The sequence below is a fragment of the Rhodanobacter soli genome, from assembly GCF_040548735.1.
In the GTDB taxonomy this organism is placed as follows: domain Bacteria; phylum Pseudomonadota; class Gammaproteobacteria; order Xanthomonadales; family Rhodanobacteraceae; genus Rhodanobacter; species Rhodanobacter soli_A.
This window is the reverse complement of record NZ_JBEPSD010000005.1, coordinates 21,804-46,388: the sequence shown is the minus strand read 5'-3', so window position 1 is coordinate 46,388 and position 24,585 is coordinate 21,804. Positions and strand designations below refer to the sequence as shown.

The 24,585-nt window shown below is 64.1% G+C and carries 18 protein-coding genes and 1 tRNA gene; all 19 read right to left on the bottom strand.

What is annotated here, in order from left to right; genetic code table 11:
- Positions 1 to 3: 3 nt before the first annotated feature.
- Positions 4 to 1,368, bottom strand: coding sequence for a type IVB secretion system protein IcmH/DotU (gene icmH / locus ABIE04_RS17530; protein ID WP_354553188.1), 1,365 nt, complete (start codon positions 1,366 to 1,368; stop codon positions 4 to 6).
- Positions 1,369 to 1,372: 4 nt separating this feature from the next.
- Positions 1,373 to 2,710 (bottom strand): type VI secretion system baseplate subunit TssK, encoded by a 1,338-nt coding sequence (tssK, locus tag ABIE04_RS17525; protein WP_354553186.1) that lies wholly within the window; start codon positions 2,708 to 2,710, stop codon positions 1,373 to 1,375.
- Between the two features lie 126 nt (positions 2,711 to 2,836).
- Positions 2,837 to 4,201 carry a type VI secretion system-associated FHA domain protein TagH gene (tagH, locus tag ABIE04_RS17520; protein ID WP_354553184.1) on the bottom strand — a complete coding sequence of 455 codons (1,365 nt, stop codon included), beginning with the start codon at positions 4,199 to 4,201 and terminating at the stop codon, positions 2,837 to 2,839.
- Positions 4,202 to 4,587: 386 nt separating this feature from the next.
- A complete protein-coding gene (locus tag ABIE04_RS17515) occupies positions 4,588 to 5,136 on the bottom strand; it encodes a DUF6931 family protein (RefSeq protein ID WP_354553210.1) in 549 nt (182 codons plus the stop codon).
- A gap of 16 nt (positions 5,137 to 5,152) precedes the next feature.
- Positions 5,153 to 7,165, bottom strand: coding sequence for a type VI secretion system Vgr family protein (locus ABIE04_RS17510; protein ID WP_354553181.1), 2,013 nt, complete (start codon positions 7,163 to 7,165; stop codon positions 5,153 to 5,155).
- A 193-nt stretch (positions 7,166 to 7,358) separates the two neighbouring features.
- On the bottom strand, positions 7,359 to 8,660 hold the full coding sequence (locus ABIE04_RS17505; protein WP_354553208.1) for a tetratricopeptide repeat protein: 1,302 nt from the start codon (positions 8,658 to 8,660) through the stop codon (positions 7,359 to 7,361).
- Between the two features lie 199 nt (positions 8,661 to 8,859).
- Positions 8,860 to 9,147 (bottom strand): PAAR domain-containing protein, encoded by a 288-nt coding sequence (locus tag ABIE04_RS17500; protein ID WP_354553179.1) that lies wholly within the window; start codon positions 9,145 to 9,147, stop codon positions 8,860 to 8,862.
- Between the two features lie 108 nt (positions 9,148 to 9,255).
- Positions 9,256 to 10,269, bottom strand: a complete 1,014-nt coding sequence (locus tag ABIE04_RS17495) for a hypothetical protein (protein WP_354553177.1) — start codon at positions 10,267 to 10,269, stop codon at positions 9,256 to 9,258.
- Positions 10,270 to 10,407: 138 nt separating this feature from the next.
- Positions 10,408 to 11,370 carry a hypothetical protein gene (locus tag ABIE04_RS17490; protein ID WP_354553174.1) on the bottom strand — a complete coding sequence of 321 codons (963 nt, stop codon included), beginning with the start codon at positions 11,368 to 11,370 and terminating at the stop codon, positions 10,408 to 10,410.
- 146 nt (positions 11,371 to 11,516) lie between these two features.
- The gene (tssH, locus tag ABIE04_RS17485; RefSeq protein ID WP_354553172.1) at positions 11,517 to 14,264 is read right to left on the bottom strand and encodes a type VI secretion system ATPase TssH; all 2,748 of its coding nucleotides are present in this window, start codon (positions 14,262 to 14,264) and stop codon (positions 11,517 to 11,519) included.
- 96 nt (positions 14,265 to 14,360) lie between these two features.
- Positions 14,361 to 15,383 carry a type VI secretion system baseplate subunit TssG gene (gene tssG, locus ABIE04_RS17480; RefSeq protein WP_354553170.1) on the bottom strand — a complete coding sequence of 341 codons (1,023 nt, stop codon included), beginning with the start codon at positions 15,381 to 15,383 and terminating at the stop codon, positions 14,361 to 14,363.
- Positions 15,347 to 17,230, bottom strand: coding sequence for a type VI secretion system baseplate subunit TssF (gene tssF / locus ABIE04_RS17475; protein WP_354553167.1), 1,884 nt, complete (start codon positions 17,228 to 17,230; stop codon positions 15,347 to 15,349). Before tssF ends, tssG begins: the two co-directional genes overlap by 37 nt.
- Positions 17,231 to 17,236: 6 nt before the next feature.
- Positions 17,237 to 17,740: a type VI secretion system baseplate subunit TssE gene (gene tssE / locus ABIE04_RS17470; protein WP_354553165.1), complete on the bottom strand. Its 504-nt coding sequence runs from the start codon at positions 17,738 to 17,740 to the stop codon at positions 17,237 to 17,239.
- A gap of 18 nt (positions 17,741 to 17,758) precedes the next feature.
- Positions 17,759 to 18,580 (bottom strand): type VI secretion system accessory protein TagJ, encoded by an 822-nt coding sequence (locus tag ABIE04_RS17465; RefSeq protein WP_354553162.1) that lies wholly within the window; start codon positions 18,578 to 18,580, stop codon positions 17,759 to 17,761.
- A gap of 173 nt (positions 18,581 to 18,753) precedes the next feature.
- Positions 18,754 to 19,248: an Hcp family type VI secretion system effector gene (locus ABIE04_RS17460; protein ID WP_354553159.1), complete on the bottom strand. Its 495-nt coding sequence runs from the start codon at positions 19,246 to 19,248 to the stop codon at positions 18,754 to 18,756.
- A 116-nt stretch (positions 19,249 to 19,364) separates the two neighbouring features.
- On the bottom strand, positions 19,365 to 20,858 hold the full coding sequence (gene tssC / locus ABIE04_RS17455) for a type VI secretion system contractile sheath large subunit (RefSeq protein ID WP_354553157.1): 1,494 nt from the start codon (positions 20,856 to 20,858) through the stop codon (positions 19,365 to 19,367).
- A gap of 6 nt (positions 20,859 to 20,864) precedes the next feature.
- Complete coding sequence (gene tssB / locus ABIE04_RS17450; protein WP_214556754.1) at positions 20,865 to 21,386, bottom strand: type VI secretion system contractile sheath small subunit; 522 nt, start codon at positions 21,384 to 21,386, stop codon at positions 20,865 to 20,867.
- Positions 21,387 to 22,365: 979 nt separating this feature from the next.
- A tRNA-Val gene (locus ABIE04_RS17445) sits at positions 22,366 to 22,440 on the bottom strand.
- 87 nt (positions 22,441 to 22,527) lie between these two features.
- Positions 22,528 to 24,552 (bottom strand): excinuclease ABC subunit UvrB, encoded by a 2,025-nt coding sequence (uvrB, locus tag ABIE04_RS17440; RefSeq protein ID WP_354553154.1) that lies wholly within the window; start codon positions 24,550 to 24,552, stop codon positions 22,528 to 22,530.
- Positions 24,553 to 24,585: the final 33 nt, after the last annotated feature.

The following is a 24,585-nucleotide window of genomic DNA, read 5'->3' as shown; positions in this document are numbered from 1 at the left end:
TGTTCAGTCCTCCGGGCTGTAAAGGATTTCGACGCGGCGGTTGCGCGCGCGATTAACCGGAAGATCGGCCGGCAGCGCGATAGGCTGCGACGAACCGGCGCCACTGGATTCCAGCCGCCCGGCGTTGTCGATGCCGTCCCCGAGAATCTGCAGCACCGAGCGCGCGCGTTCCGCCGACAGCGCGTAGTTGTCCTTGAAGCGCAACGAATGCACCGGCTGGTCGTCGGTATGGCCGACCACGATCACCCGCCCCGGCACCTGGTTCAGCGCCGCGGTGATCGCATGCAGCATCGGGATCTGCCTGGCAGCCACTTCCGTGCCGCCCGAGGCGAACATGGCGGCCGCGTTGAGGCGCACCAGCGCGGAGCCGTCCGGCTTCTCGTCCACGGTCAGCGCACCGGCCTGCTCCTGCGGCGCCAGCAACTGCTTCAGGCTCTTGCGCGCGACGGCCGGCGCGGGCTTCGGTCCGTCGCCCGGCGGCACCGCGCCGCGCAGGCCGATCTGCGCGACCTGCGCGCTGACCGGCGACGACAGCTCGTTCAGCCGCGTATAGAAGTACAGGAAGGCGCCGAGCAGAAGGCAGGCGCCGGCGGCGACGATCACCCACAGCGGCACGTAGCGCACCAGCGGGTTGCGCCGGTCCTCGAGGCCTTTCCAGTGCGGCGCCAGCTCCTCCGCCGCGGGCGGCCGCTGCGACTTGATGCGTCGGTACAGTTCTTCCTGGATGTCGGCCAGCTTGGCGCGGCCGTCGGCCTCGATCTGGTAGCGCCCGCCGAAGCCGAGCGTGAGGCAGATGTACATCAGCTCGATCAGGTCGATGTGCCGCGCAAAATCGGCGCACAGCCGATCGAGGATGATGAAGAACTTCTCGCCGCCGTACGACTCGCCGTGGAAGACCACCAGCAGCGTCTTCGCCGCCCAGCCGCTCTGCTGGCCCCACGGCGTGTTCATCACCGATTCGTCGAGCGTCGAGCACAGCACGTAGCGCGCCGCGGTGACCGTCTGCGCGGCAATGCCGGCGGCCTGCGCGTGGCTCTCGAACTGGCGCACCTGCGCAATCACCTGCTCGCGCAGGTGGGCTGCATCGGGCTGCGACACGCTGTTGCGCAGTTGCACCGCCAGCAGCAGTAGCGGGCTCGCCGCCTGAACCAGCGCGTTCAGTCCGCCACCGAGAAAATCGCTGATCGCCGCCGGCGGTGCCGCGTCGGCACGCGGTGCAGGCCCCCTCACCGGCGCCGCGCCCGGCCATGCGGCAGGCGCCGGGGCTACCGGAGCAGGGGCCGGTGCGGGAGGCGTCGGCGCTCCGCGCGGACGGACTACCGTGGCGTCGCGCAGGGGATCGTCGTCATGGGGGCCGTTGCTGCTCATGCGCTCAACCTCTGATCGCCCACAGTTGCAGGTCGAGACCGGCGAACTCGCCACCGAAATGGAAGGCAATGCCGCCCGACGTCTTCAAGGTCCGCCACATCGGCGAATTCTTGTCGAACTCGAAATACAGATAGCCGGAGTTGTATGGAATCTGGCGTGGCGCCACCGGCATCGGCGACACCGGAATGCCGGGCAACTGCAGGTTCACCAGGTCGCGGATCTTCTCGACCGGGCCGATCTTGGATTGCGCCGGCAACTGCCGGCGCAGGTCCTCGGACTTCAGGTCGGCCTTGGCCGCGAGCACGAACGCGGCGGTATCGATCAGGCTGAGGTCCGGCACCACCGCCACCCATACGCCGAACTTGCGCTGCTGCAGCGGGATCGGGATGGCGGTCTGCTCCATCACCGCGCTGAGGCTGCCGCGCAGCGCGACGATCAGCGGTTCGAAGCTTTCATACAACGCCTCGTGCCGGTACGGCGGGAACGCCGGCGGCCGCTTGCCGGGTGCGGTGAACGTGGACAGCTCGCCGGCCATCTCCGTCAGCACCCGGTAGAAGTCTTCCGGGTGCAGGATCGGCGCAGCGGCCAGGTGTGCGATCAGCGGCTGGTAGCGATTCACCACCTGCAGCAACAGGAAGTCGGCGATCTCGGCGGCGCCGCCGCGGTCGGTCACCGCCACCCGGCTGGCCAGCGCTTCACCACGCTGGTGCAGCAGGCCGAGCAATTCGGTGAGGAAGGTCGTCAGCCGCGGCACGGCATGGCAACTGAGCGCCGTCGGCATGAAGGCGTCCTCGAGGATCACGCGCCGGTCGGAGCGGCACTCGACGATCCGCGCCAGCGGGATCTGCGCCAGGCCCTCCAGCGGCTGCGACTGCGGCAGCAGGCGGCTGTTGAGGCCGCCCACTTCCAGCGCGGTCAACCCGTCGACGCTGCCGGATGCGTCCCGCACTTCGGTTTCGCGCACGCGGAAGCGGAACAGTTTCTCGGCCGGTGCCTCGGGCCGGCCGCTGTCCGGCTGCGCCGGCGAGCGCAATGGCAGGGTCAGGAAGACGGTCTGGTCGCGCCAGTTGCCATCGACCTCCAGCGCCAGCGGCAGCGGGTCGTCGCCCGGCATCGCGAACGGCGTGCCGTCGGGGAACACGCCGCGCGCGCGCTTGATGCCCAGCTTGCCGATCGCCAGCAGATCGGTCTCCAGCTCCAGCTCGGAGAAGCCCCAGGTGTAGGGCCGCAGGCTGCCGGCGCGCAGTTCCACGAAACGCTCGAGGTAACGCTCCTGCTGCTGCAGGTGCTGGGGCCGAAGGAAGAGTCCCTCGCTCCAGACAACTTTGTTGTTATCCGTCATGCGTCGCGCCTGCCCCTGTGAGATTCCCCCGGCAGCGCTGCCGGGTATTCCGGTGTCGACGGCATGGCCCTCGACACACCCCCTGGATCCATTCCCCAGCCCGCGGCTGCGGCGCCCCCTGCGCGCCTAGCGATGTGACTGCTGCATTCTCCGCGCCGATTTCAGGCGTGACAACTGTTCCTCGTAGGCCCGCGCGAATTCGTCGCCGAACAACCGGCGGAAGCATTCGTCCGGATCCCGCGACAGCCCTTCGAAATGCTCGCGATACTTGTCCCAGTACTTGCCCTTGCCGGCAAACGCCGAACGTTTCGCGCCATCGGTTTCCTGCTCGAAACGATCCGGATTGAAATGCACCAGCAACGATTCGAACGCGGCGCGCACGCCGGCGAGCATCGCCATCTGGTGGCAGCGGATATCGTCGAAGGCATCCTCGAACGCGGCCGTGCCCGACATGAAGGCGCCGTTCGACGGCGCCATGATCTTCTGCAGCGCCTCATCCGGGTTCGGTGCGAATTTCAGCGGGTTGTTCTCGGAGCGCTGGATGATCGTGACCGGCAGGCGGAACGTGTTCTTGATCTCGGCGCGGGCGCGCAGCACATCCATGACGCCATCGACCACGACCCGGAAGATCTGGTCCACATCCGCCGGCAACGCCGTCGGACCGGCCGTCTCGGCGAATGGAGCCGCCGGCGGCGGTGCATACGGCGGATGCATCGCAGCAGCAGCTGGCGGCGGGGCCGCCGGAGCGGGCGGCGGCGGACTGGGCGGCGACGAGAAGTCGCCCATCGTCAGGTCCCAGTTTTCCGGCAGCGCATTCACGCTGGCCTGGCGCTGCCCGGTCGTCATGGGCGGGTGGAAGAAATCTTCCGTGCTGGCCGAATGGTTCCAGCTCGAGCTGGCGTTGCCGGTGGTCGCGCCGGACAGCAGACCGGATGAGGTGTCGGTCGGGCCGAGAAAGCTCAGCGGATCGAGCTCATCGGCGGAAGCCGTGCCGATCGCGCCGGGAATCAGCTCCGCGTCAAGCGGAATCCCCGCGGTCGGCGGCGGATAGGCAGGCGCGCGCGGTGCGGGATCCAGCAGGCCGAAGTCCAGCGGATCCAGCGCCGCTGCGGCTGGCGCAGCCAGGGGCTGCGGGTCCGACATACCGGGGGTGGCCAGCGCGCCTGCGGCATCCTGCAGGCGCACTTCCACTTCGAAGGTGTCGATCAGCAGCCGGTCGCCATGTTTCAGCGCGGAGGGGTCGCCCTTGATCAGCGGCGCGTCGTTCAGCAGCATGCCGTTGGTGCTGCGGTCCTCGATGAAATACATCCCGTTGAGGTAACGGATCATCGCGTGGACACGCGAGACGCCGGAGGCGCCGAGCACCCAGTCGCAATCCTCGGAACGGCCGATGCTGCCGCCTGCGGCCTCGAATGCCTTGCTGCTGCGGCTGCCGAATTGGGCAGCCTGACGACCAGCAACGGCAAGGATCAGAGTCTGCGACGTCGGCACGCTTGTATTTCCCCTGCAACTGTCAGCCCATCAGGACAGCGATGAATTGGATCGCCCGCACTCGTGAATCAGTATCCGGGTACGCGGAAAGCCGGCCTTGCTGATCGTTCGCGAGCAGCGCGCCTTGCCCTGGAGTTGGTCGAACGTGCAGATGATTCCCCCCATCCGCGACGGAGCATCCCACTCCCTGCCTGCATCCGTGATCCGGAACCCCTGTCGCTGATGACTGCCGCGCTTGGCGCTGCGCTGGTCCAACCCATCCCGGGGCAACGGAACCTCGCGACAGATTGGCTGATGAGCCAGTCGGGCGCGATCAAACTACCGTTCACAATCGTATCGCCCATCCGCGCAACGGGCAAGCCGGCAGGAACCGGGAACGAGCGGGTTCAGGCTCCGCCTGCAGCGGCTCCCCCCGCGTTGAGCAGGGTCATCGCCGGTTCGATGAAGCCGACGCGGCGAGCCTCGAACTTCTCGGCCACCAGTGCAGCCAGCATGTTGATCCCGGCCACCACCGCGCATGCAGTCAGGTGATCCGGCGGCGGCACCGGGGTTTCCTGCGAGGCCGGCGCCATGCTGCCACCGGACCATCCGGCGGCGGCAGCCAGCCACGCTCCGGTCGACTTGTAGCCGCCGGCATTGGCAAATTCGAACGCTGCACGTCGATTGCTTTCGTTCGGTTCGCGCACCCACTTTTCCGCCAACGACGCACCGGCCCTGTCTTCGGGGTTCAACGCCTGGTCGCGCGCGCACTGGCACAGCCATGCCACGGCGTAGCGCTTTGGCAACAACCGGGCAATCAGCTTCAAGGCGTCCTGCACCTGGCCGGCATCGACCAGGGCCCGAACTGCGACCGGTGCCGTCATCTCTGACCGCAGCAAGGCATTGGCCTGCTCGGACAATTCCATCTGGATCGACGCCTGCACGATTCCTGACATCTGCGTCCCCTCCCGTTCAGCCAATCATGATCAGGCCGCCGGACAACTGCGCCATGCCGTCGCCCTTGAGCGTCAGCATGGGACCCTTCACGGTCGCCATGGCACCGCCTGCCACCTCGAGCATGGCATCGGAGTGCATCTTCAGCGAGGCCCCCGCGCCAATATCCATCGTGGCGCCGGCCTTGATGCCGACTTCAACCTGGCCCTCGACTTTCACGCCCATGCTGCCGGTGACCTTGATGTTGACGCCCTTGATCTCGATCGTTCCATCGCTTTTCATGACGATGCTGGAGGCGCCGGTGACCAGTTCGATTTCGGTACCGGCGCTGAGCTTGAATTTCTGACCGATCGTGGTCGTGCCGTTCTGGGTGACGTCGAGCTTGTCGTCGTTGCCGACCTTGGTCTTGCGATCGTGCTTGACCTCCTCGGTCTGGTCGTTCTTGATCGTGATCGTCTCGTCGTGGTCGATCTGCACGAAGTGGTCGTTCTCCACTTCTTCGCGCATGTCCTTCTGCGCGTGCAGGAACAGCTCCTCGCTGCCCTTCTTGTCCTCGAAGCGGATCTCGTTGAAATCCGCCGCGGCGCCGCCCTCGTGACTGCGGCTCTTGATGCCGCTCTGGGTCTTGTTGTCGGGCAGCGCGTACGGCGGCATGTTGTCGGCGTTGTAGACGCTGCCGATGACCAGCGGCCGGTCCGGGTCGCCCTCCAGAAAACTGATCACCACTTCCTGGCCGACCCGGGGGATGTGTACCGCGCCCCAGTTCTTGCCGGCCCATGACGAGGCCACCCTGACCGGGCAGGAAATGTGCGCGTTCTTCTTGTCCGGCTTGTTCCAGTGGAACGTCACCTGGATGCGCCCGTACTTGTCCACCGCGATGTCTTCGGCCTTCTCGCTGCCCGCCACCACGGCCGTCTGCAGGCCCACGATCATCGGCTTCACCGCGGTCGGCATGGTGCGGAACGGCTGCCGGCTGCGGATCACCGAAAAGTTGCAGAAGAACAACTCGCCGCCCTGCTGTCCGGACGTGCGCGCGGCATTCTCGATGTGCACGGTCGAGCCGGTGACCAGGTACTCCTGGTTCAGTTCGGCGCGCGGGAATTTCGTCAGCTTGAACAACGCGCCGGTCAGCAGGCCGGGGGCATTGGTCGAACCCGAGCACTGCGACTGGGATACGTTGATCGCCTCGAGGCGAACCTGCGCGTAGTGCTTGCCGGCATCGCCGGTCTCGTGATCCCCGGGGAAATCAAACGACTCGAGGCCGGGCACCGGATGGTTGTCGTCGGCATTGCTGATCGCCTCGGTCCCCAGCAGCGAGGTCTTCGGCTTCAGCGGATCGTAGTCGGTCAGCGAATACTTGGTCGTCTGCACCGAGCGCGCCGACGAGAAATCGGTGATCGAGACTTCCAGCGCCGCGCGGCTGTCCGTCGACTGCGGCCGGTACGGAAGTTCCTCATACCCTCCGGTGGTGGCGTGCGCGCCCAGCGAATCCGCCAGCACCATGGTGTGCACGCCGTCGGTGTGCTGGAAGAAATAATAGATACCTTCCTGCTCCATCAGGCGACTGATGAAGTTGAAGTAATCCTCGCGATACTGCACGCAGTATTCGCGCGGCGAATAGTTTCCGCTGAGGCTCAGCTTGACGTCGCCATAGCCGATTTCGGACAGCACGGTCTTGACGATGTCGGGCACCGACATCTTGAGGTAGATGCGGCAATCCACTTTGTGCAGCAGCAGCCATGCCTTGGGCACCAGGGTCACCGCGTACTCGGCGTAGCGCTCTTCCTTGTAGCTCTCGAACCCGGTCTGGGAAATTTCCGAGACCATGCCGTTGAAGTGGCGCTTGTAGCCGTCCGACTCGAACGCCACCGTCATCGAACTGCCGAGCAGGGGAAGAAGCTTGACTTCGCTGTCCTTGCTGAGCAGCTTCAACTGGTAGGAAAAAAGCTTCCCGAGCTGCTCGCTGCCCGACAGGCTCGCAGGCAGCAATTTTTCACCGAGGTCTGACTTCAGTGTCATCCGATGCGTCATATCCGATCTCCCCCAGCGAGCCCGCGAAAGCGCTCATGCAATCCCGTCTGTTTATCATACTCGCGCCTTGCGCGGGAGGTCCTTCGAAGCGCAGTACCCGCCGCCGCGGCAGTGCCTCCTTCCCCAATACTCCCATGGCCTTGGCGCGCACCTCGCGTCGCACGGCCCGGGTTCCGATACGCCTTCATGCCTATCATCCGCGCCGGCTCTTGCGTGCCAGCACCACCCAACCGGCCACCGGCTTGCCCACTTCCTTGCGCAGTGCCGACGCGGCAATGCTCACCTCCACGAAACCGGCCGCATCCAGCACACGTTCGACGTAGCGGCGCGCATGCCGATAGCGTCCGCTGGAAGACAGCTCGGAACGGTCCTCGTCGGCATCCATGGCCTCCAGCGTGAAAGCCACCCGACCGCCAGCCCGCAGCGCCGCATGGGTCGCCGCAAGGACCTCCACCAGGTCGCCGAAGTAGACCAGCGTATCGGCGGACAACACGACGTCCCAGGTTTCCGGGTGATCCTGCAGGTACGCGGTCAGTTCGGCCGCCACGAGATCGTCATAGCCGCCGCGCAGGCGGGCCTTTTCGAGCATGCCGCCGGACAGGTCCACGCCGTCCAGCCGGCGCGCATGCGGCCTGATCAGCGGACCGCACAGGCCGGTGCCGCAACCGGCGTCGAGCACGTCAAGCGCGCCTTCGGCCACCCCAAGCACGCCGATCAATGCGTCGACCAGCACCTGCGGCGCCCGATAGTCCAGGTTCTTCAGCAACTGCTCGTCGAAGCTTTCGGCGAACCGGTCGAACACCTCGCGCACATAAGCGTCGTCCGCCCGTGGCGGTGCCGCTTCGCCGCCGCAAGCGGCGAGCATGTGCCGTGGCACGGGATTGTCCGGCTCGCGGCCGAGCCAGTCACGATAGGCCCCGACCGCCTCGTCCTGCCGGCCAAGCATGTAAAGGGTGACACCGAGCGCGTCGAGGGCACGCACATTGCTGCCGTCGCAGCGGACCGCGTTCCTGAAGCAGGCCACGGCGTGCTCCAGATCCCCGATTTCATTCACATGCCTGCGCAGGTACATGCCCATCAGGTAATGGGCGAGACTGAGTCGCGGCGCCCGTTCAAGCAGCTCGGCATAGGCCTCAAATGCTTCCTGGAAGCGCTGCTGCGCTTCCAGCACCAGCGCCAGGTTGCTCAACGCATCGTGATGCTGCCCGTTGTACGCCAGCGCCTGGCGATAGCAGGCCTCGGCGTCGGCGAGTTTGCCGGTTTCCTTGTGGATGTTGCCGAGATTATTGTGCGCGTCGGCATGCAGCGGCGCGGCCCGCAGAGCCATCCGGATCAGCCGGATGCCTTCGTCGCTGCGCCCGCGCTGATGGCACAGCACGCCGAGAAAATGCAGCGCATCGGGCTGCCCGGCCTGCATCTGCAGCGTCCTGCGGTAGAGCGCCTCCGCTGCATCCAGTTGCCCGGCCTGATGCACCTCGACCGCCTGGCGCAACATGGCGACCACGCCATGATCGACATCCGTCGCATGGCGCTTGTGCCTCGCCCGGCTGATCGACGCCCGCCTCACCCCGGCATCCGCAGGTCATTCATGATCGGCCTTCCAGCTGCCCGCCCTCATTGCCATCCTCCTTGCCGCCCGGATCAGTGTCGCGCGAAGTCGTTCCATGCCATACCGCCGGCACGCACGCCGCCACTCAGCTGATCAGTACCGTGGGACAACCCAGCACGATGCTTCCGCCATGCGCCGTCAAATCGCCCATGCGCGCCGCGGGCATCTTGTTGATGAGCACCTTGAACGAGCCCATGACGATGACATCGGGCGGCCCCACGCAGGTTGCCATGTCGCCGACCCGCGCAGCCGGCAAACCGCCGATCAGTACGGTAACCGCGCCCGGCGGCAGGATCGGACCACCCACGTGCGGCACCACGCCCGTCACCATCGGGCAGACATGCATGTCGGTGATTCTCGCTGCCGGGGGCATATGGGATCTCCTGCTGTGGATGAGCCTGAGACGACGGCTCGATGGGTTGTTCAGTGGCCTGCGACCAGGCGGGCAGTCGCGGCATTTCCGCCGGACACCGGAAGCACTTCAGCTCAGCCCGATCTGCTTCATCGCCTTGCTCTTGATTCCCGCGAAGAAGCCCTTCTTGGTGTGCGTTCCCTTGTCGCTGCCCAGCCCCTCCAACTGCAGTCGCGAACTGCTGATGTTCTTGGTGGCGATCTTCAGCATGGGATCCATCTGCTTCTTCTTCATCAGTTCGACCTTGTCCATCCAGCCCGGCAAACCGATATCGGCGATGAACATGTTGGCCACCGCCGACGTATCGGCACACGTCAGCAGGTAGCAGCCGAGGATCGGGCACTCGTTGAACACCGTGAGATTCAGCGTACTGGGCGCCGCCAGGCGTTTGTTGCCGGCACGCATGTCCTTGATGTCCAGGCCCAACCCGTAGAGCAGCAAGCCCAGGCTGGCCAGTGAATTGGCGACACCGATACCGGCCGTGGTGGCGGTGCCGAAATCCGCGAACAGCCCGCCGATCTTGGCGCCGGTGGCAAGCGTCTGCTGCCCCAGTTGCACCGAGTGTTTGGCGAGATCGCGCTTGATGATGAGCTGGATCGCCTCGGCCGCCGCACTGGGATCACCCAAGCGGAAGCCGGCCTTGTAGTCGTCGCTCTTGTACAGATGGTAACCGTCCTCGGCCACGGCCTTGCCGGCCTTGACCAGCTTCACGCCGCTGGTCACCACCCCGAGGATCGGGGTGATCTCGTGCACCAGGTTCGCCAGCACTTCTCCGGTGATCGCCGCGATCACCTCGTGGATGTTGTCCACGTCGGCACATTCGACGATGAAATCCTGCACCGCCTCCTTCATGCCCGGCAGGCTTGCCACCGTGCTGGCTGCCTTGCCGCCTTTCGCAAGCTTGCTGCCGGACGAGACGATCTTCTTGCCCGTGGACAGCACCTGCTTGGCCGTGGACAGCTGGCTGCTGGTGCCGAACTTCAGCTTGGTGCCGCCGAACATGTTGACGACCAGCTGCTGGCGCGCGCGCGCCAGCTCGCCCATGGCCTTGAACTCGCCCATGCTTAGTGGTTTGGATGGCATAGTCTGTATCCCCTGATGTCTGAACTCTGAGTACCGCATGGATGAATCGGGTCGAGACACTTATTACCTGAACCAAGAAGTGCGCCTAAGGTGGCCCGACATGCGGCAGGCATTCCCTGACCGCACACCACTCGCTTGCTAGACCGCGTCCACCTCATCGGTCACCGCGTTGACCAAATCAACCGGCAGTGAGTGAAAAAGATCGACAAACTGCGTCGCAGTTAACGTCGGCTTACAGCCCGCGTTGAGCTTCACTGAGAGCGGGCCTTTGTCGGCGCTAGCAACTCTCCAGAGTCCTTCTACGTCCTTGTGACTGAGTCCTCCACGATCGATTTTCTCAAGCAGGGGAACCAAGACCTCCCAGTGCTCCGATCGCAGCTTCATCCGTCGCGCGTACCCCTTGAGAATCCTGGCAAGCGCATAGGCTGCCCATAGCTCATCGGTCCTGCTGTCGTACCAGGGCGGGCTGCAATGGTCATAATTTTTCCAGAACTGCACATTCCCCTTGTAGGCCTGCCAGTTGCGAAAAAGAAAACGCAGCTCCGAACTGCATATCGGCGTCTTGGTGTAACCACCCTTGTTGGTAACAGTGTCTTTGGTGATCACCTTGCCGATATCGATCCCGTCAAGGATGTAATGGATCTTTCCATCTAGATTTTTCGCGACATATTCGATGCCAAACTTGCTCGATCGACGCACTGCCATGTCGTACGCGGCTTCCCTAACGCCTCGAACGTCCGACGGATCCAGATTGATATTGCTCTTCCGAAGCTTCGCAATATCCCCCGGAGCGGGACGATCGGCCAGCTTCAATGCGTTTCCAGGACTGCTCCGGAGAGAGGCATCAATCGCCTTCATGTAATCCGAAACTTTTCCCTGCTCCTTCCGTACCTGAGCATTGTTCAATGAAACATTGTAGGTATTGATCGCAAAAAAACCCTCTTCCTTAAGCCGATGGGCCTCTTGAAAATCCGTGTCGGACAGCCACCCGTCCGGCCGCTTTTTGGGGTTCTGGTAATGAATGACGTAGCAGCTGATCCACACGCCGATGCCGTAGATCAGGTCCGTCTTCGGCGTGTACTCCAACTCAAAACTGGCCATCACCCTGTTCCCTGATGTGTACGGTTGAAAGCAAATGCAGAATCTTTGCCGCCGTGGGTCGACGATGGCTCACGACGGTATTCGTGACGGAGCGCTGGCCCCATCCCAAGTTGGAAAACGGAGCCAGATCACTTTCACTCGAGTCATCATCCAAACGCGTACGAAAACTCCCCATCCGTCACATTTACCTGCACCTTCGCAACCTGCTCCCCTTCCATCATCTTGGTCAGGAACGCGCGCGAGATGTCGGGCAGCATCGAATTGGTGAGGATCGCGTCGATCATGCGCCCGCCCGATTCGGTTTCGGTGCAGCGTTCGACCACCAGCTTCACCACGTCCTCGCTGTACTCGAACGGGATCTTGTAGCGTGCCTCGACGCGCTTCTTGATGCGGTTGATCTGCAGCTTGACGATCTTGCCCAGCATTTCCGGGCTGAGCGGGTAGTACGGGATCGTCACCAACCGTCCGAGCAGAGCCGGCGGGAAGATCTTCAATAATGGTTCGCGCAGTGCCTTGGCCATGCCCTCGTGGTCGGGCATCAGCTCGGGGTCTTTGCACAGGCCGGCGATCATGTCGGTGCCGGCATTGGTGGTGAGCAGGATCAGGGTGTTTTTGAAGTCGATGGAGCGGCCTTCGCCGTCTTCCATCACGCCCTTGTCGAATACCTGGAAGAAGATCTCGTGGACGTCCGGATGGGCCTTCTCCACTTCGTCCAGCAGCACCACCGAATACGGCTTGCGGCGCACCGCCTCGGTGAGCACGCCACCCTCGCCATAGCCGACATAGCCGGGAGGCGCGCCTTTCAGCGTGGAGACGGTGTGTGCCTCCTGGAACTCGCTCATGTTGATGGTGATGATGTTCTGCTCGCCGCCGTACAGCGCCTCGGCCAGCGCCAAGGCGGTCTCGGTCTTGCCGACACCGGAAGTGCCGGCCAGCATGAACACGCCGATCGGCTTGTTCGGGTCGACCAGTCCGGCGCGCGAGGTCTGGATGCGCTTGGCGATCATCTCCATCGCGTGGTCCTGGCCAATGACGCGCGCGCCCATCAGCTTGGCCAGGTTCATCACGGTCTCGACTTCGCTCTTGACCATGCGCCCTACGGGAATGCCGGTCCAGTCCGACACCACCGAACCGACTGCCTGCTGGTCCACCGATGCGAGGATCAGCGGGTTCTCGCCTTGCAGCTCGGCCAGCTGCGTCTGCAGACCCTTCAATTCATCGAGCGCTGCAGCACGCGCGGCACCATCCAGCGGCGCCTCGCCCGCCAACGGCACGGGCTTCGCTTCCGCCTCCTGGTTCGCCGATTCCTCCAGCGCGCTGCCGGTACCTTCGACCGGCGCAGTCGAGCCGCGCAGCTTGGAACGGATGTCGAGAATCTTCTCGACCAGCTCTTTCTCGACGATCCAGTTCGCCTCGAGGGTTTCCAGGCGCACCTTCTGCGCCGCCAGTTTCTCGCTGGCCGCTTCCTCGCGTGCCGCCACCTCGACGCCCACATTCTTCTCGCGGCCGATGATGCCGAGTTCGGTTTCCAGCGCCTGGATGCGCTTGCGGGTGTCGTCCACTTCCGCCGGCACCGCGTGCTGGCTGATCGCCACGCGTGCGCAGGCGGTGTCGAGCAGGCTCACCGCCTTGTCCGGCAGCTGCCGCGCGGGGATGTAGCGATGCGACAGCTTGACTGCGGCCTCCAGCGCCTCGTCGAGGATCTGCACCTTGTGGTGCTTCTCCATCACGCTGGCGACGCCGCGCATCATCAGGATCGCCTTCTCCTCGCTGGGTTCGTCGATCTGCACGGTCTGGAAGCGACGGGTCAGCGCCGGGTCTTTCTCGATGTGCTTCTTGTACTCGGCCCAGGTGGTGGCACCGATGGTGCGCAGGTTGCCGCGCGCCAGTGCCGGCTTGAGCAGGTTCGCCGCGTCGCCGGTGCCGGCTGCGCCGCCGGCACCGACCAGGGTATGCGCCTCGTCGATGAACAGGATGATCGGCTTCGTGGACGACTGCACTTCCTCGATCACCTGCTTCAGGCGATTCTCGAACTCGCCCTTCATGCTGGCACCGGCCTGCAGCAGGCCGACATCGAGCACGCGCAGTTGCACGTCTTTCAGCGGCGGCGGCACGTCACCGATGGCGATGCGCATGGCAAAGCCCTCGATCACCGCGGTCTTGCCCACGCCGGCTTCGCCGACCAGCATCGGATTGTTCTGGCGGCGGCGCATGAGGATGTCGACCAGCTGGCGGATCTCGTCGTCGCGGCCGACGATCGGGTCCATCTTGCCGCTGCGCGCCTGTTCGGTGAGGTCGATGGTGAACTGCGCCAGCGCCTCCTGCTTGCCCATCTGCGCCGGCGACATCGCACCGCTGGCTTCGCCGGGCGCGCTGCCTCCGCCCATGCGGAAACCGTCGTTCGCATGCTGCCCGTCTTCCGGCGAACCGGCCACGACCTCGGCGAACTTCTCCAGCAGCGTCTCGGGCTTGATCTTGTCGAACTCGGCCGAGATGTGCAGCAGCGCATTGCGCAGGTTGCGCGTGCGCATGCAGCCGACGAGAAGGTAGCCGGTGCGCACTTGCGCCTCGCCGAACATCAGGGTGGCGAACACCCAGCCGCGCTCCACCGCCTCCTCGACGTCGCTGGAAAGATCGGAGATCGACGACGATCCGCGCGGAAGCCGGTCCAGCGCATCAGTGATGTCGCGCGCCAGGTTCGATGGGTTCAGGTTGAACTGCTTGACGATGCGATGCAGGTCGGAGTCCTGCAGCTGCAGGATCTGGTGGATCCAGTGGACCAGCTCCACGTACGGATTGCCGCGCAGCTTGCAGAATACGGTAGCGCTTTCGATGCCCCGGAAAGCCAGCTTGTTGAGCTTTCCAAACAGGGCGCCGCGACTGATCTCGGCCATGGTCTTCGATCCTTATGCAGTTGTTGTCGATCCAGCTGTCTTTTGTCGCAAAGTCATTCCAAAGTCCGGGTCGCGCGTCCCCCCGCCGCCGCACTCCTAGCCGACCGGCTTCAACACCACGTCGTCGGCGTCGCCATCGCGCTGCGGCTGGCCCATCCATGTGCTCAGACCCATGCGGCCGCTCTGGCCCAGGCGGGTCGTGGGCACGTCGGCTTTTTTCAGCACCAGCTGCACGTCCCAGGCTTTCTCCTCGCCCACATAGGTCTTGACCGCGGCGATCAGCTGTTTGAGCGCCTCGCCACCGGGCAGGAAATTGTTGAACTCGGCCCGACTCAGCGGCCCCAGCCGCAGACGGAAACGCTGCTGGCTGCCCCAGACGTACTCGCCGGCAACCGCTGTGAGTCCCAGTGCCGCCACCTCGCCCGATCCACCGAGTCGGAGATGGGAAGATGCGGGCAGCCGCATCCACTCGGCCACGAATTCGACGATGCCCACCGGAATCCGGAAAAATCGTTCGAGCAGTCCGCGCAACCCCTCGGCATTGCGGGTCTGCTGCAGCAGGCGGCCGGCAAAGAAGCGCTTGAACTGGTCGGGCAGCGCATCGCGGCCGTCGAGGCCTGGCGTGGCCAAACCCACCAGCGCGCCCATGTACAGGCGGAAATGATCCTCGGCCGGACGGTCCAGCTCCACGGTGGGCTGCGAGTCGGCCCAGGCCCGGTAGAACAGGCTCATCATGCGGTGATGGAAAATGTTCGCGAACGCGGTGAAGGTGGTGTCCTTCGCATTCAGTTCGCGATCCATCGCATATTCGGTGAGGTGCAGCGGCAGCGGCGCATTCGGCCCGAACAGGCCGAAGAACAGGCCATGCAGGCGCGCCGGCCTGCCAGTGCCGCCGGGCTGGTAGCGGTCGACCGTTTTCGGGGCGAACGCCAGCGACGGCGTCTGGCACAGCCGCACGAAATCGTCCGCGGCCTTGGCCGAATGGCCCAGCCGCGGACGTTCGGAATACGCGCACTCCAGCCGACGGGCCGCTTCGAAGAACTCGAAGGCCTCGGGGTGGTCGCGCAGCGCGATCTCCAGCGCTACAGCGTCTGCCGTGTTCCCAGCCTGGCGGGCCATCGGGCAACCTCGTTGCGTTCCAGTGTGCGCAGAACGGTTTCGGTGAAAGAGTTGACGGATACGTAACGCGCAAAGAATTGCTGCATCACCGCGCCGAGCAGGAAGGCGCCGGTGCCTTCGAATGCGCCGTCGTCGCAGGTCAGGGTGATTTCCAGGCCGCGGCCGAAGGTGATCGGGCCGGGTACCGGGACGCGCCGCACGATGGGCTGCGAACTGACCGCCTTGACGCCTTCGATCTGGCGCAACGCGCTGGAGTCGAACTCGTCGCAGTACAGCGTCAGCATTTCGCGCAGCGCTGCGGCGCCTTCGCCCGCGTTGTTTTCGAGCAGCGACACGTAGTTCAGCTGCAGGTGACTGAGCAGACGCCACGCGGTCTCGCCGGTGGCCACCGATGCACGCGGCTTGGTCGGGCCGGCGACGCAGCGGATCGATTCCACCGGTGCACCGGTCTCCAGGGTGAAGTCGGTCTTCGACTTGCCCACCGGCATCTGCAGCGGCAGGTCGCGATTGGTGCACATCAGCATCATGCCGATCTGGCGCAGTTGGGTGGAGTAAGGCGCCTCGCTGGAGTCGACCAAGGAGATGAACATCTCGTTGCCGATGTAGCTGGACCGCGCGCCCTGCCGCTTCTGCCGCGACGAGATCAGCCGCGGCTCGCGACGAATCGTGTAGTAGGCCGAATGCTGACTGTGCCAGGTGCGCTCGTCACAGCCGTAGAACGGCAGGAAGCGCTGCTCCGGCTCCTGCTTGTCGCCGAAGCCCTCCACGCTGCCGATGCTGTGGACCTCGAAATCCATCGGCCGGGTGCGGTCGGCGAGAATGTGGTATTCCGTCTTGCCCTGCTGCAGGTGGATGCGGTCGGCGCGCCGCGGGAACAGGTTGATCGCCGGCGTGCAGAACAGCCGGAAGTTGTTCACGTCGACTGCGTTGTGCAGGCTGGCCACGCTGCGGTCGAACAGCACCACGATCTCGAACTCGCTGCCCTTTGAACGTGCCAGCACGGATTTCAGGCCGCAGAATTCGGCAAACAGGAAACGCTCGGGGCAGGCGAAGTATTCCTGCAGCAGCCGGTAGCCGCTGAACGAACGTCCGGTATAGGGAATCAGCGCCTCGTTCTCCTCGAAGCCCTTGCGATGGATGCTCGAGGCATCGAAATGCCGGCTGATCTCGCCGCTGGCGCCCTGCGTGCGCACGATGAAGCCCGTGGCGTTGCCCAGCAGTTGCTCGTACAGGCGCTTGGGAAGCTCGTCCGCGCCGGCGATGAATACCGGGAGGTCGTCCAGCGCCAGCATGTTCGCCTGCGCTCCGGCGGTTACCCGGAATTTCAGCCGCAGGCCGGCACGCACGGGCTTGCCCGCCGGCAAGGTCACGCCGGCGGCCGCTATCGCAGCGGGTGTTTCAAGGTACTTCGCGTCGGTGAGCTCCAGCGGCCACAGCGTGACGTCGTGGGCCGTGCGGTATTCGCAGGCCGTGCGGTCGTCCTTGCCGATAAGGCTGCGCAATGCCGTATGCCGCTCCACGACGTGGCCGGCCAGCAGGCCGCTTTCCTTCAGGTCCGGCTGCATCTGCACCACCGCCATCGAAGGCACCGGTGCGAGGTAATGGGGGTAGATCATTTCCAGCAGGTGCTGGGTGAACACCGGGAATTGCGCGTCCAGCTTGAGCTGCACACGGGCAGCGAGGAAGGCGAACCCTTCCAGCAGCCGCTCCACGTAGGGGTCGGCGCACTCGAAGCCCTCCAGCCCGAGTCGCCCGGCAATCTTCGGATACTCGCGCGCAAACTCGCCGCCCATCTCGCGGACGTGTTGCAGTTCCCGGTTGTAGTAACGCAGCAGGCGTGGGTCCATGGGCGATCAGCCGAAGCCCTCCGAAACCTTGAAGCTGCCGGTCTCCAGATCGACCTCGGTCTTCAGATAGAGATTCAGCGGAATCGGCTGGGCCCACATTTCCGACTCGATGTTGAACATCAGCGCCTGCCGATCCATCCGCGCGGATTTCGCGGTCGCCGTAACCCGCAGCGTATTGGCGGTGAGCCGCGGTTCAAAAGCGAGAATGGCATCCCTCACCTGCCGCTGCAGGATGTCCGAATTGATGCCCGACAAGGCCACACCGGTGAGGTCGGGAATACCGAAATTGAGTACCGAGCCGGAGACTTCCGGATAATCGCCCAAATCGGTATCCACGCTCAGATTCACGCAATTCAACAGCCACGAAATATCGCGCGTGACGCAATCGCGCAGTCGTGTCGCCGAGATCACGCGCTTCTCGCGACTCTCCTCGAGCTTGCCTGGCTCGTCGTCGGTAAGTCGATCGAGCAGCGAAGGCTGAAGTCTCTCCTGGGTGGTCAATTCAGCCATGGCACGCTCACGCTCCGGTCAGTGGGTGTCGAACGTGATCAGCCTGGCATCGAGCAACGCGTAGTCGTCCGTGTCGGTCGCCAGCATCCGTTGGCCCAGGCCCACCTGAAGATCCGCACCGGCATCGATCCATTCCGTCTTGCGCGCCAGTACGAGGTCGTTGTCGTCGGCCCGCTCGGAGCCGGGATAGCGCCCGGGAATGAACCCGATCGCCTTGCCGCCGTTGGTCCACGTCACTTCCGCGGGCACCCAGATCTTGTCGCGAAGATCGGTCGGCGCCTCGAATTTCAATTCCCGCAGACGCGAGAACGGCACCCAGGAATAGCCGCCGTTGACGACGATTTCCAGACACGGACCCAACCGCGTGTCAGCGTCAGCGATCCACTCGAATGGCGTGCCGTCGATGCTTCCGCTCACGGCGGGAGCCTGCTCGAAGGCCTGCCCGCGCAGGTCGGCAGCCTGTTCGTGGCGCCCCTCCGCGGTCAGCTTCAGCGCCTGCAACAACAACGCCAGCCACTGCTCCGGTTCGCCGATGACCACCGGCAGGCGCTTCCCCGCAAAGACGTCGGCACGCACCTGCTCGCCCTTCAACGCCTCGGTATAGGCACCGACCAGCATGGCGTTGAGAGGCTCCAGTTCGCCGCTGACGTTCAACTGGTTCTGTGCCCGCTCCCACTGTCCAAGCAGAGCCAGCAACTGGAATAAAAAAACCCGACGCTTGGCATCCGCCGGGTTGTTGCGCACTTCGGCTGCAAGCAGCTGCAGCGCCTCGTCTGGTCGGCCTTCTTTGAGTTTGCTCTCGGGTGTCATTTCATCTCTCGGAGGCCAACCATGGGTCATGTCGTCGACACGCCCGGTACGGGAGGAATGCCTGGACCAAGGCGACCTCTGGACAAGCAGCCGGACGCGCAACGCCACGCCGGGCCGAACCCGTGCGTGATGTTCGCTGCAGGACCAACTTGCACAGAGATCCCCTGAAGCCAGGCCTCAATCGGATACAGCGAGGGGCCGGATCAGCTGGCCTTCACTTCCTCGACGCTGTAGCCAACGGTGCCCGCCGAAGCCACGGCACCCTTGTCGTCCTGCTTGAAGTATTCGATGTCGAACTTCGCGAAGCTGAGCGACACGTTCTCGGTGAGCATGTCTTCACCGCCGGAGCCGCCCGTGGAATAGCTGGTGACCATCGCGCTGGTGAGCTTGATGGTGAAGTAGTCTTCCTGCTTGCCGCCGGCCTTCGAAATGAACAGGGTCACGGTGGTGATATGCGCACCGGTCACGAGTGCCTTGATGAAGGCCGTGGAGCTCTTGTCGAGGTACTTGGTGAAGCTGATGTCCTGCACGTTCGCCTTGCCGGCGCCGCCGCCGGTGCCGTGGCCAAACGAACCGCTCTGCGACAGGCCCCACGACCAGGCCAGAAGCTGGATCTGATCCTTGTGCTTTTCATGCTTGGACTCGCCAGTGAAGGTGACACTGCCGCCTTCCAGTTTCAGGTGCATGTCTAATGCCATGAGAATTCTCCTTGTCTATTGGGATCAGTTGAGCCGGACGGCCCGCATGTTTCGCGGACCTGCCAGGCAATAACGGGTGTTGCACCTACTTTGAAACCAAGAACATCCGGACCGGATCAGCTCTTGGCAGCCGACGGCAAACGAGACACGAGCCTCAAGGAAACAGTCAAACCTTCCAGCTGATAATGCGGCTTGAGGAAAAACTTCGACGTGTAATACCCCGGCGCCCCTTCCACCTCTTCCACCACCACTTCCGCCGCGGACAGCGGCTTGCGTGCCTTGGTCTCCTCGCTGGAGTTGGCCGGGTCGCCGTCGACGTACTGATTGATCCACGACGCCAGCCAGCGCTCCATCGCGTCACGATCCTTGAACGAACCGATCTTGTCGCGCACGATGCACTTCAGGTAATGCGCGAAACGGCAGCACGCAAACATGTACGGCAAGCGCGCACCGAGAGCCGCGTTGGCGGTGGCGTCCGGATCGTCGTATTCCTCCGGCTTGGCCAGCGACTGTGCGCTGATGAAGGCCGCCATGTCCGAGTTCTTGCGGTGCACCAGCGGCATCATGCCCATCTTGTCCAGCTCCGCCGAGCGCCGGTCGGTGATCGCGATCTCGGTGGGGCACTTCATGTCCACGCCGCCATCGTCGGTCGGGAAGGTATGCGCCGGCAGACCCTCCACCGCGCCGCCGGACTCGATGCCGCGAATCCGTGAGCACCAGCCGTACATCTTGAACGAGCGGTTGATGTTCACCGCCATCGCGTAAGCGGCGTTCTGCCAGGTGTACTTGGACGAATCCGCACCGGCGGTGTCTTCCTCGAAATTGAACTCCTCCACCGGATCCGTCGCTGCACCGTAGGGCAGCCGGGCCAGCGTGCGCGGCATGGTCAGGCCGATGTACTTGGCATCGTCCGACTCGCGCAGCGAGCGCCAGGCGGCGTAGTCCGGCGTGGAGAACACCTTGGCCAGGTCGCGCGGGTTGGCCAGCTCGTTCCAGCTGTCCATGCCCATCAGGGTGGAGCCCGCAGCCGAGATGAACGGCGCATGCGCGGCGGCCGCGACCTGCGCGATGCCGGTAAGCAGCTCGACGTCGGGCGGGCTGTGATCGAAGTAGTAGTCGCCGACCAGGCAACCGTAGGGTTCGCCGCCCAGCTGGCCGTATTCCTCTTCATACAGCTTCTTGAAGATCGGGCTCTGGTCCCAGGCTGTGCCCTTGTAGCGCTTCAGGGTCTTGGCCAGCTCCTTCTTGGAGATGTTCATCACGCGGATCTTCAGCTGCTGATCCGTCTCGGTGTTGTTGACCAGGTGATGCAGGCCGCGCCAGGCGCTTTCCAGCTTCTGGAAGTCGGCGTGGTGCATGATCAGGTTGATCTGTTCGCTGAGCTTGCGATCGATCTCCGCGATGTAGGCATTGATGGTTTGCGCGACGTCGTCGGAAACGATGTCGGACTTGTTCAGTACCTGCTCTGCCAGCGTGCGGACCGCCGATTCCACTTCCTCCTTCGCGCGGTCGCTCTTGGGCTTGAATTCCTTGCTCAGCAGTGCAGCAAAATCGCCTGCATCCAGAGTCTGTACGGCACCGCCCTGTTCGGCGAGTTTTTCGGTTGCCATGCTTGCTTACTCCCCGTCTTTGTTGGTGTCGTCGGCGGGCTTGGGCGCCGATACCAGGGACTGCAACAGTGCCGGGTCCTTCAGCGCCTGCGCGATCAGATTCTCGGCGCCAGCCTTGCCGTCCATGTAGGTGTCGAGATTGGCGAGCTGGGTACGTGCCTCGAGCAGCTTGGCCACCGCCCCCACCTTTCTGGCGACCGCCGTCGGCGAAAAGTCGTCCATGCTTTCAAACGTGATGTCCACGGCGAGATTGCCTTCACCCGTCAGGGTGTTCGGCACCGCGAAGGTGACCCTGGGCTTCATCGACTGCAGGCGACTGTCGAAATTGTCGACGTCGATTTCGAGCGCCTTGCGCTCCTCGACCGACGGCAGTTCGCCGGCATTGGCGCCGGAGAGGTCCGACATGACACCCATGACGAAAGGCACCTGGACCTTTTTCTGTGCGCCATAAACCTCGACGTCGTATTCGATCTGCACGCGCGGCGCACGGTTGCGTGCGATGAATTTCTGACTGCTTTGCTTGGCCATGCGATGTCTCCCAGTAAATGCTCTTCCGATGTTGAATGGAGCGACCAATTCGACGCGGCACGGGGCTGGCTTGCCGCGGGAAAGCGGGACGTCGGTGTAGCGGTCGTCAGGACGGCGCAATGAGCTGCGGCGCCGGAATGCCGTCGATCTGCTGTCGATGCCATTGACGACGCTGGCTTTGCCGGGGCTGCCGCGTGCCACGACTTGCGTGGGCCAGCGAAACACCCGGCTACACTCAGTTGGTCCGGTTAAGGCATCGACGGATATGCGTGTTCTTGAATGCCGCGATCAGTCGCATCTGGTACCGGACAATCCTGGCGTACGCCAAGCGGCCCGCGCGCCACGGATCAACTCCGTCGTCGCCAGATGTGTGCGTTCGCAAGCGTGATTGTCCCCCCTTCATTCCATGTGCTGGACAGGCATGCAGGGCATCCGTAACTCGCCCTACTTGAATCCTTGACCACTCCGCCGTCAGGTTCATCCCCACAACCTGACGAACACGCGCAACTTCATGGCGGCGAAGTGTCTTGCGGTCTTCCATCCGAACTGCCGTCACCGAAGTGCTGCCCGTTGCCAGCGCAGTTTCTGTGAAAAACGGTAGCCCCCACTCTGATGCACGAAGCGCTGTGCCCCCACGCTCCGCTTGAATCCTGAACCAGGCCGGTTCATTCATTAACGTACATCTGCCAACGCCTGTCTGCAAGCTGAATTTGAATTTGCCGGCGCTGCCGAGGGCAGGAAACATGCATAACCGTTGGGAAAGCCGCAACAGTTACTGCCGCGTGACAGGATGCATCGACGAAGCGGGACGGCTGTCCGGACGATTCCCGCGTTAGCAGCTGACGGATTTCTGCAGGATGGGCCTGCCGGAAATGACGGCGCCAACCCACAAAAAAAGCCGCCCACGAAGGACGGCTTTTTCAGGCTTGCTGCATACGGCCGCGATGGCAAGATAAATGCCGGCGCCACCGTCATAAGGTGGTGGGCGGTACAAGGATCGAACTTGTGACCCCTACCATGTCAAGGTAGTGCTCTACCGCTGAGCTAACCGCCCGTATCGCGCATACCAACTACGCGAGCCGCGCAGTATACGGGAGCTTCCGGCGCTCGACAATATCCCGCCGGGGATCGGGTTGCCGGCTCAGCGCAGGGCCTGCTCGCGCAGCTGGTGGATCTGGTCGCGCAGCCGGGCGGCGTCTTCGAATTCCAGGTTCTGTGCGTGCTTGTACATCTGGGCTTCCAGCTTCTTCAGCATGCCTGCCACCTGCGGCGCGCTGAGCCCGGCGTAGTCGGCGGCCTGCTCGGCCACGGCAGCACGGCCGCGCGAGGACGACTTGTTGCCGCGGCGGTTGCCCGCCTCGCTGCGCGCGCCCTCCATGATGTCGGCGATGCGTCGCACGATGGTGGTCGGGGTGATGCCCTGCTGCAGATTCCACGCCATCTGCTTTTCGCGGCGGCGGGCGGTCTCGTCCATCGCCGCCTGCATCGAGCGGGTGACGTTGTCGGCGTACAGGATCGCCTTGCCGCGCACGTTGCGGGCGGCGCGGCCGATGGTCTGGATCAGCGAGCCGGTGGACCGCAGGAAGCCTTCCTTGTCGGCGTCGAGGATCGCCACCAGCGACACCTCGGGCATGTCCAGGCCTTCGCGCAACAGGTTGATGCCGACCAGCACGTCGAACTCGCCCAGGCGCAGGTCGCGAATGATCTCGCTGCGCTCCACCGTTTCGATGTCCGAGTGCAGGTAACGCACCTTCACATCGTGTTCGGACAGGTATTCGGTGAGGTTCTCGGCCATGCGCTTGGTCAGCGTGGTGACCAGCACGCGGTCGCCGATCGCCACGCGCTTGTGCACCTCGCTGAGCAGGTCATCGACCTGGGTGCGTACCGGCCGCACCTCGACTTCCGGGTCGACCAGGCCGGTAGGACGCACCACCAGCCCGGTCACCGCGTCGCCGGATTTGTGCAGTTCGTAATCGCGCGGGGTGGCGGAGACGTAGATCGCCCGCGGCACGCGTTCCTCCCACTCCTCGAAACGCAGCGGCCGGTTGTCCATCGCCGACGGCAGGCGGAAACCGAACTCCACCAGGGTTTCCTTGCGCGAACGATCGCCCTTGTACATCGCGCCGAGCTGCGGCACGGTGACGTGCGACTCGTCCACCACCAGCAGCCCATCGGCCGGCAGGTAGTCGAACAGCGTGGGCGGCGGCTCGCCCGGCGCGCGCCGGGTCAGGTGGCGCGAGTAGTTCTCGATGCCTTGGCAGTAGCCCACCTCGGCCATCATCTCCAGGTCGAAGCGGGTGCGCTGGTCCAGCCGTTGCGCCTCGACCAGCTTGTTCTCGCGATACAGCAGCTCCAGCCGCTCCTTCAGCTCGACCTTGATCGTCTCGACCGCGTTCAGCACGCTCTCGCGCGTGCTGGCGTAGTGCGTGCGTGGGTAGACCGTATAGCGTTGCACCTTGCGGATCGTCTCGCCGGTGAGCGGGTCGAACAGCGCCATGTTCTCCACTTCCCCGTCGAACAGCTCGATGCGCAACGCCTCGGTCTCCGACTCGGCCGGGAACACGTCGATGATCTCGCCGCGCACGCGGTAGGTACCGCGGCGCAATTCCATCTCGTTGCGGGTGTATTGCAGCTCGGTCAACTGGTGAATCAGCTTGCGCTGGTCGATCCGCTCGCCCTTGGCCAGGATCAGCCGCAGGCTCAGGTAGTCCTCCGGATTGCCCAGGCCGTAGATCGCCGACACCGTGGCCACGATGATCGAATCGCGCCGCGACAGCAGCGCCTTGGTCGCCGACAGGCGCATCTGCTCGATGTGCTCGTTGATCGAGGCATCCTTCTCGATGAAGGTGTCCGACGCCACCACGTAGGCTTCCGGCTGGTAGTAGTCGTAGTAGCTGACGAAGTACTCCACCGCATTGTGTGGGAAGAACTCCTTGAATTCGCCGTACAGCTGCGCGGCCAGCGTCTTGTTCGGCGCCATCACGATGGTCGGGCGCTGGATGCGCTCGATCACGTTCGCGATGGTGTAGGTCTTGCCCGAGCCGGTCACGCCGAGCAAGGTCTGTGCGGCCAGGCCGGCCTCGAAACCCTCGGACAGACGCTGGATCGCCTGCGGTTGGTCACCGGCGGGCTGATAGGGGGCGGCGAGTTGGAAGCGGTCAGTCATCGGCTACAGATGTGGGTGCGACAGGTCATTTTA